Annotated in this window: 8 protein-coding genes and 1 pseudogene; 3 read left to right on the top strand and 6 right to left on the bottom strand. The window is 58.7% G+C overall.

The genetic code is table 11. The features are described from left to right. Positions 1 to 363 (bottom strand): annotated as a pseudogene (locus tag A3754_RS23675) (hypothetical protein); the annotation flags it as partial. Further along, the gene (gene dapA, locus A3754_RS23670) at positions 360 to 1,244 is read right to left on the bottom strand and encodes a 4-hydroxy-tetrahydrodipicolinate synthase (protein ID WP_039926965.1); all 885 of its coding nucleotides are present in this window, start codon (positions 1,242 to 1,244) and stop codon (positions 360 to 362) included. The pseudogene A3754_RS23675 and the gene dapA, both read right to left, overlap by 4 nt. 352 nt (positions 1,245 to 1,596) lie before the next feature. On the opposite strand from dapA, the gene A3754_RS23665 reads away from it, so the two are divergent. Together A3754_RS23665 and bcp are read left to right on the top strand one after the other, a co-directional pair. Next, positions 1,597 to 2,124 (top strand): glycine cleavage system protein R, encoded by a 528-nt coding sequence (locus A3754_RS23665; RefSeq protein ID WP_063521515.1) that lies wholly within the window; start codon positions 1,597 to 1,599, stop codon positions 2,122 to 2,124. Positions 2,125 to 2,190: 66 nt separating this feature from the next. Then, positions 2,191 to 2,679: a thioredoxin-dependent thiol peroxidase gene (gene bcp / locus A3754_RS23660; RefSeq protein ID WP_063521514.1), complete on the top strand. Its 489-nt coding sequence runs from the start codon at positions 2,191 to 2,193 to the stop codon at positions 2,677 to 2,679. A 71-nt stretch (positions 2,680 to 2,750) separates the two neighbouring features. Here bcp and A3754_RS23655 read toward each other — a convergent pair whose 3' ends face one another. Continuing rightward, the gene (locus A3754_RS23655; protein WP_063521513.1) at positions 2,751 to 3,842 is read right to left on the bottom strand and encodes an AI-2E family transporter; all 1,092 of its coding nucleotides are present in this window, start codon (positions 3,840 to 3,842) and stop codon (positions 2,751 to 2,753) included. Continuing rightward, on the bottom strand, positions 3,842 to 4,123 hold the full coding sequence (locus tag A3754_RS23650; RefSeq protein WP_007150804.1) for a sulfurtransferase TusA family protein: 282 nt from the start codon (positions 4,121 to 4,123) through the stop codon (positions 3,842 to 3,844). The genes A3754_RS23655 and A3754_RS23650 overlap by 1 nt, the downstream gene beginning before the upstream one ends. 107 nt (positions 4,124 to 4,230) lie before the next feature. Between A3754_RS23650 and A3754_RS23645 the strand changes: the two genes are divergently transcribed. Further along, entirely contained in the window at positions 4,231 to 5,667 is a 1,437-nt protein-coding gene (locus tag A3754_RS23645) for a M48 family metalloprotease (protein WP_231880762.1), read from the top strand. Positions 5,668 to 5,806: 139 nt separating this feature from the next. Here the strand turns inward: A3754_RS23645 and nadA are convergent, their stop codons facing one another. Next, a complete protein-coding gene (gene nadA / locus A3754_RS23640) occupies positions 5,807 to 6,856 on the bottom strand; it encodes a quinolinate synthase NadA (RefSeq protein ID WP_082872487.1) in 1,050 nt (349 codons plus the stop codon). 154 nt (positions 6,857 to 7,010) lie between these two features. After that, positions 7,011 to 7,981, bottom strand: a 971-nt coding sequence (locus tag A3754_RS23635) for a cyclopropane-fatty-acyl-phospholipid synthase family protein (RefSeq protein ID WP_063521512.1), incomplete at its 5' end; no start/stop codon positions are given.

Genomic DNA, 7,981 nt, shown 5'->3' with positions numbered 1-7,981 from the left:
ATAGCGGGTGGACATCATGATAATCGGGTAGCCGTTGCCATCACGGCCCAGCAGTGCCTTGGCGGACTCCCCTTCCGGCACAGGCTCGTCGTTCTCCTTGTCCGGGGCATTACCCAGCACCACCAGTTGCGGCGGGCGAGGTGGCTGAAAACGGTCTTCATCCTCACGGGGGCCGGTCAACCGCTCGTCCTGACGAGGCACCGCATACAGCGGCTGCTCACCAATAAACACGCCACCTTCCGGCACCTTGATCGGATCGGTCACCGCGGCTTTGCGGTATTCCAGACTGCTATCCGGCAACCAGCTACAACCGGCAACCATCAGGGCGAGCATCAGTGGTACAAGCAGCGCCGCTTTCTTCATTTAACCTCCAGCAGGCCGCACTGGCGCATGGTTTCACGCAACCGCGGCTGGGCAGCTTCTGACAGCGACACCAGCGGCAGCCGGATACCTGCGTCAATCAGCCCCATTTCAAACAGTGCCCATTTTACCGGGATCGGATTCGCTTCAATAAACAGATCACGGTGCAGGGGTTCAAGTTCCGCATTCAGTGCACGGGCTTTATCTGCATCCCCGGCCAGGGCCGCTTCACACATGGCTGCCATTTTCGCCGGAGCCACATTGGCGGTCACCGAAATATCGCCGTGGCCGCCAGCCAGGATAAAATCCAAAGCGGTGGCGTCATCGCCGGAATAAAGCATGAAGTCGTCACCGCAACGCTCACGGATTTCACGGGCACGCTCCAGATTCCCGGTGGCTTCCTTGATGCCGACAATGTTTGGCACCTTGCTCAAGCGTTCCACGGTCTCCGGCAACAGATCACAGGAGGTCCGGCCGGGCACGTTATACAGGATTTGCGGGATATCCACGGCACGGGCTACCGCCAGAAAGTGCTGATACAGGCCTTCCTGGGGGGGCTTGTTGTAGTAAGGGGTCACCAGCAGACAGGCATCCGCGCCATCCCGTTTCGCGTCACGGGTCAGGCGAATGGCTTCTTCGGTATTGTTTGCGCCGGTACCGGCAATCACCGGAATGCGCCCCTTGGCCAGTGCTACCACTTCACGGATCACACTGTCATGCTCTTCAAAGCCCAGCGTGGCGGATTCACCCGTGGTGCCCACAGCCACGATGGCGTGGGTGCCCTGCTCTACATGCCAGTTAACCAGCGAGCGCAAACGCTCCCAGTCCACGGACCCATCTGCACGCATGGGGGTCACCAAGGCCACTATGCTGCCGCGAATCATGCCTGTCTCCTGTTGTGCGCAAACGCTGTACGCCAATTAACCGCGACGCTTCCTGCCAGCAGGCACTATCGTCGACTGAAGGGCGCTATGGTAAACCTCGCCCCCAAGGCGGACAAGACGCGAGTCCCCCGTTTCCTCCTGCGGATGTCACTGGCGGCTGAAAAACCACAACACCTTGAGGGCCCGGTATTGAGACCAGCCTGGCCAACAAGTGTTCAGTGCGGAATGAACTGGGTAGACTAATTGGCCACACACGCCCCAGCAGAGGGCGACTTTAGCCCGGCGTACCGGAGCCCGCCCCGGTATTGCTCGGGCCATAAAACAGATGGCCCACCACTGATGGAGAGCAGCCATGGACCAGTTAATTGTCATTTCCGCCCTGGGTACGGACCGGCCCGGCATTGTGCAGGCTCTGTCCAAAGCCGTGCTGGAATACGATGGCAGCATCATGGATTCACGCATGACCGTGTTGGGTGGCGAATTTGCCGTACTGATGCTGGTCGCCGGCAGCGCGACTACCCTGGATAACCTGGAAGCCGGGCAGCAGCAACTGGCCAAGCAGCTGGACCTGCTGATCACGCTCAAGCGCACCAGCGCCCCGGATGCCCGGCCTGCGGCCCTGCCCTACGAGGTAGAGGTCGTCGCCATGGACAACCCCGGCATCGTCCATGAAATCGCCAATTTCTTTTCCGCGCGCAATATCAATATTGATGATTTGCATACCGGTACTTACGCTGCGCCCCACACCGGCACCCGCATGTTCAGCCTGCAGCTGATCCTGAGCATGAGCGCGGAGCACTCCGTGGCCCAGTTACGCGATGCGTTCCTGGATTTCTGTGAAGCGCGCAACCTGGACGCCACCATGACACCGAAGCGTTAAAATCCGCAGCACGCTTCACGCAGCACGCAAAAGACATCAACCAAGACAAGGGAAATAGACACAGACATGGCACACCCCAAGATTGGCAATCTGGCCCCCAACTTCAAACTGCCGGATCAGGACGGCAACCGGATTGAATTGCGATCCTTCAGGGACAACAACCCGGTGGTGATTTTTTTCTACCCCAAGGCCCTCACCCCGGGCTGTACCACCCAGGCCTGCGGCATCCGCGACACCAAGGCCGAGCTGGAAAAGCGGGGTGTGGTTGTGTTCGGCATCAGCCCGGATGCGGTTGCTCGCTTGCCCAAGTTTATCGACAAGCATGACCTGAACTTCACTTTGCTATCCGACGAAGATCACGCCACCGCCGAGAAATACGGATGCTGGGGCATGAAAAAATTCATGGGCAAGGAATTCATGGGGCTCATCCGCACCACCTTTATCGTCGGCAAGGATGGCAAGTTGCTGAAGGTGATGGACAAATTCAAGACCAAAACCCATCACGAAGACCTGCTCGCCGAACTGGATGCGCTGGGGATTACGCCTAACGCCTAACGCCTGATGCCCAAAGCCTGACGCCATGCGGTGACGCAAGCGTGTTCTCTTTCAGCATCAGGCGTCAAACATCAGGACTCTGGCTGCTCCTCAAGAGCACCGGCAGGGTATCCTCCCTGCCTCGGCCAGGCATTGATCACCGCCTTGATCAACGTCGCCAATGGAATGGCGAAAAACACACCCCACAGCCCCCACAGCCCACCGAACAGCAGAATCGCAGTAATGATCGCCACCGGGTGCAGGTTCACCGCCTCGGAAAACAACAGCGGCACCAGAATATTGCCGTCAATGAACTGGATAATGCCGTACACGATCATCACCAGGGCGAAATCCCCGCCCCAGCCGAACTGCACATAAGCCACCGCGGCCACCGGCAAGGTCACCACGGTGGCGCCAATATACGGCACTACCACCGACAACCCCACCAGCACCGCCAGCAGCACCGCGTAATTCGTGTCCAGCAGCACAAAGGCAATAAAGGTCGCCCCGCCCACCAACAGAATCTCAATTGCCTTGCCCCGCACATAATTGGCAATCTGGCCGTCCATTTCCTGCCATACATGGGAGAGGATCCGCCGCTTGCGGGGCAGAAAACCCAGCATCCAGTTCACCAGGGTTTCCCGGTCCTTCAGAAAAAAGAACACCAGCAACGGCACCAGCACCAGGAACACCATGATTTCCACCAGGTTCGGGATCGACGCCAGCGACAGGGTCAGCACCCCTTGCCCGGCTTCCGCCACTTCCCGCTGAATCACCGCAACAATGGAATTCACCTGTTCCATGGAAATAATTTCCGGGTAATGGGCCGGCAACCCCCGCAACCAGATTTCCCCGTTCTTGAGCATATGGGGCAACTGGTCCTGAACCAGCAGCACCAGCTGCCGCCAGACCATGGGCAATAATACGATCAGTGTGGCAATCAGCAGCCCCATGAACAGCGTGAACACCAGGCCGACCGCCAGCATGCGTTTCACACCCCGGCGTTCCAGCGCGCCCACCAGTCCCTGCATCAGGTAAGCAACCACCATGGCCGTCAACACCGGGGCCAGCATGCCGCCGAAGAACGCGATGGTCAGGCCAATGACCAACAGCAGAACAACCAGATACACCGCTTCTTCATCGGAGAAGTAATTATCGGCCCAGTTTCTCAGTATGCGCAGCATCAAGGCTCCTGTGTGCCGCAGCGGATAACAAAACAGTAGCGGCCTTTGCTTTCCTGCATGCGAACTAGCTCATGACAGGATTGTCTCAGATAAGCAGGGATATCACTGGCTGAGCCGGTGTCCGTGGCGATCACTTCCAGCACTTGCCCGGCGCGGAGTTGCCGTAACGCCTGCCGGGTTTTCAATAACGGCAGCGGGCATTGTAACGTGGAGGCATCCACATGGAGATCAACCATTTGTTCGGATACAGGGTTTTCAGTCATTGTAATCGCTTCATTCATCGCCGCCCTGACGGCATTATAGTCACAAGCCGGGCATTGATTCAGTGCCCGCGTAGCGATACCCGAAATTCCATCACCCGTTACTCGTCCCTGGACGGAGCCACAATTTGTTGACGCTGTTTGCACGTACTTTTTTACTGTTCAGCTGCTGCTGGCTGGCCAGTCCGTCCGCCGCCGATGACAACCTGCCGGTGCTCGGGGACCCCACTGCCGCGCTGATGTCCGCCGATCAGGAATATCGCCTGGGGCGGGCCTGGCTGCGCAGCCTGCGCGGCCAGACCTCCATCATGTCTGATCCCATGGTGCAGGAGTACGTGGAAAGCCTGGTCTACCGCCTGGCATCCTACAGCGACCTGAAAGAGCCCAACCTGGATATCGTGGTCATCAACAGCCGCCAGATTAACGCCTTCGCGGTGCCCGGCGGCGTTATCGGGCTCAACGCCGGCCTGTTTCTGAATGCGGAAAGCGAAGACGAAGTGGCCGGGGTGGTTGCCCACGAAATTGCCCACGTGAGCCAGCGGCACTTTGCCCGCCGCTATCTGGATTCCAAAAAAATGAACACCGCCGTGCTGGCGGCCATGCTGGCCAGCCTGGCCGTGGCCATTGCTGGTGACGGGGAAGCCGGCATGGCCGGCATTGCCGCTACCCAGGCCGGCGCCATTCAGGCCCAACTGGCCTACTCACGCCAGAATGAACGGGAAGCCGACCGGGTCGGCATGCAAACCCTGGCCGCCTCCGGCATGGACCCGGGCGCCATGCCGCGTTTTTTCGAACGCATGCACGATAGCCAGCGTTTCTCCGGCGATCCGCCGGAGTTCCTGCTCACTCACCCGGTGACCGAAAGCCGTATTGCCGACAGCCGGGCACGGGCTCGCACCCTGCCCCCGGCACGGCTGTCGGTATCCACCGGCTTTCTGCTGGCCCAGGCGCGCCTCAAGGCGGGTTTCATCACCTCTGACGATCAGGCCATTGAATACTTCAAACGCTACAGCAACGAACGTAGCGCGCTTGGGTTACAGGCGGCACGGTACGGTCTGGCCCTGAGTTATTTGCGCGCCAATCACTATGATCAGGCCCGCGAGTTGATGCAGGGGCTGGCGGACCAATACCCCGACCAGCTCTGGTTCCACCTGGGACTGGCGGAAGTGGCCCTCGATGAAGGCAACTACCCTCTGACCATTCAGGAAACCGAGTGGGTACAGAAGATTTCTCCGGACAACTACGCGGCGTCCATCCTGCAGAGCAAGGCTTATCTGCGCAGCAAGCAGCCAGAAAAGGCCCTGCCGCTACTCAAACCGCTTGTCCATGAGCACGCCAATGATCCGCATATCTGGGACCTGGCGGCCGATGCCTACGGCAACAGTGGCGATACCGTGCGAGCCCTGCATGCCCGCGCCGAAAGCCAGTTCCTGCGCGGCAACGATCCCAAGGCCCAGCAACAAATGCGTTATGCCCTGCGCGATGCAGAAAACGACTTTGCGCTGTACAGCAAACTGAATGGGCGCCTGCGGGAAATGCAGCGATTATCCGAAGAGGAGTTTTGATTAAGAGCAGAAATGAAGAGTTAAAATGAAGAGGGAGGTACGAGAATCCGCCGGGCTCTCGCCTGTCGCCACTCGTCCCCCGTAACCGCCTGACCCCGCAACCTGTTACGCAGATCACCTGGTCAGGCCTCGGGCTATTCTAGCCTTTCAGGGATTGACCGAAATCCAGCATGCGATTCAACGGCACCATGGCTTTCTCAGCCAGGGCCTCATCCACAAAGATTTCCTGGCCCATGCCGTTTTCATCTTCCAGCACTGCCAGCATGTTCTGCAGGCCATTCATGGCCATCCACGGGCAGTGGGCGCAACTGCGGCACGTTGCCCCGGACCCTGCGGTCGGCGCTTCCAGGAAGGTTTTCCCCGGCGCCAGTTGCTGCATCTTGTAGAAAATGCCCTTGTCCGTGGCAACAATAAAGGCGTCGTTTTCCATCTCGCAGGCGGCCTTGATCAGCTGCGAGGTGGAACCCACCACATCCGCCATAGCCACCACTGACGCCGGCGATTCCGGGTGCACCAGAATGGCAGCATCCGGGTACGCGGCTTTTAAATCGTGCAAGCCTTTGGCCTTGAACTCTTCGTGCACGATGCACGCGCCGTCCCAGCACAGCACGTCGGCGCCGGACTTGTCGCGCACATAACCGCCAAGGTGTTTGTCCGGTGCCCACAGGATTTTTTCGCCGTTGCTATCCAGGTGCTCAATCAGCTCCACTGCAATGGAGGAAGTGACAACCCAGTCAGCGCGGGCTTTCACTGCAGCAGAGGTATTGGCGTAAACCACCACCGTACGGTCCGGGTGCTGGTCACAGAAGGCAGAGAATTCGTCTTCCGGGCAACCGATATCCAGCGAACAGGTGGCTTCCAGTGTCGGCATGAAAACGCGCTTTTCCGGGCTGAGGATCTTGGCGGTCTCGCCCATGAACTTGACCCCCGCCACAATCAGCGTGGACGCGGGATGGTCTTTACCGAAACGTGCCATTTCCAGGGAGTCAGACACACAACCACCGGTCTCTTCTGCCAGAGACTGGATCTCGGGGTCCGTGTAGTAGTGCGCCACCAGCACCGCATCACGCTGACGCAACAGCGCCTTGATCCGGTCACGATAGGATGCACGCTGCTCATCGCTGAGCGTGTCGTCCGGCTCCACCTTGGCCAGGTGCGCCTGAACCCGTGCTTGTGCCTCTGCAGTCATTGCCTTACCGCCCAGGGTTTCCCCTTGATATCAACAACTTGGAAAGTTAATACGAAAAATAAGGCGGGCATAATACCACAACATCAAAGAACCGCTGAATCACGGCCAATGACTAGCCCTGCAGAGAATAAAATGCGCCCGCTTATGGCTGTTTTCAAGCCTTTAACGAGGGCCGATAGGCGGGACCGGCGGCCACCAGGTGCACCGTGCTGATCGCCCGTTCCAGGAACGCCCCCTCGCAGTAGCACAGATAGTACTCCCACATACGCACGAACCGCTCATCAAACCCCAGTTCCCGAATGCGGGACAAGGCACCATGAAAACGTTGCCGCCAGTGATTCAGGGTAAGGGCGTAATCGTGGCCGATATCATGCAACTCGGTGGCCACCAGGCGGGTATGGCGGGTCAGGTTATCGCACATCACCGACACGCTGGGCAGGAAGCCGCCCGGAAAGATATAGCGCTTGATAAAATCCACCTGCTTGAGCGCGTACTCATAACGCTGGTCCGGCACGGTGATCGCCTGAATCAACAACAGCCCTTCCGGCTTCAAGCGTTTGCCGAGTACGTCAAAGTATCCCGGCAGAAATTCTGCCCCCACCGCTTCAATCATTTCCACCGACACCACACGATCGTATTGGCCGGTGAGTTCACGGTAGTCATTTTCCAGAATGGTGATGCAGTTATCCAACCCGGCATCGGCCACCTGTTGGCGGGCATAGCGGGCCTGCTCACGGGAGATAGTTGTGGTGGTAACGGTGACGCCATAATGCCGTGCCGCATGCAGGGCCAACCCACCCCAGCCGGTGCCGATTTCCAGCAGGGTCATCCCCGGCTGCAATTGCAGGCGCTGACAGATCAGGTCCAGCTTGTGTACAGACGCTTCTTCAAGGGACGCATCCGGGTGGGGAAACACCGCACTGGAATACATCATGGTGCGATCAAGAAACAGGCTGAAAAAATCGTTGCCCAGATCATAGTGGGCAGAAATATTCCGGCGGGAACCTTGCAGTGAATTACGGTTGTAGCGATGCAGCATTTTCAGCGCCGGCTTGGACAGGGCCGCAAAGCCACCTTCCAGGGCTTGCATGGCATCCACATTGGCCGCGAAATAGCGAATCACCT

It is taken from the genome of Alcanivorax sp. HI0083, assembly GCF_001635175.1.
Note: the sequence above shows the minus strand (reverse complement) of the source record. Positions and strands in the feature narration are given on the sequence as shown.

Coding starts and splice junctions, on each gene's coding strand:
- nadA (WP_082872487.1), bottom strand. CDS start 6,856: ATGACTGCAGAGGCACAAGCACGGGTTCAGGCGCACCTGGCCAAGGTG.
- A3754_RS23650 (WP_007150804.1), bottom strand. CDS start 4,123: ATGAATGAAGCGATTACAATGACTGAAAACCCTGTATCCGAACAAATG.
- A3754_RS23665 (WP_063521515.1), top strand. CDS start 1,597: ATGGACCAGTTAATTGTCATTTCCGCCCTGGGTACGGACCGGCCCGGC.
- dapA (WP_039926965.1), bottom strand. CDS start 1,244: ATGATTCGCGGCAGCATAGTGGCCTTGGTGACCCCCATGCGTGCAGAT.
- A3754_RS23655 (WP_063521513.1), bottom strand. CDS start 3,842: ATGCTGCGCATACTGAGAAACTGGGCCGATAATTACTTCTCCGATGAA.
- bcp (WP_063521514.1), top strand. CDS start 2,191: ATGGCACACCCCAAGATTGGCAATCTGGCCCCCAACTTCAAACTGCCG.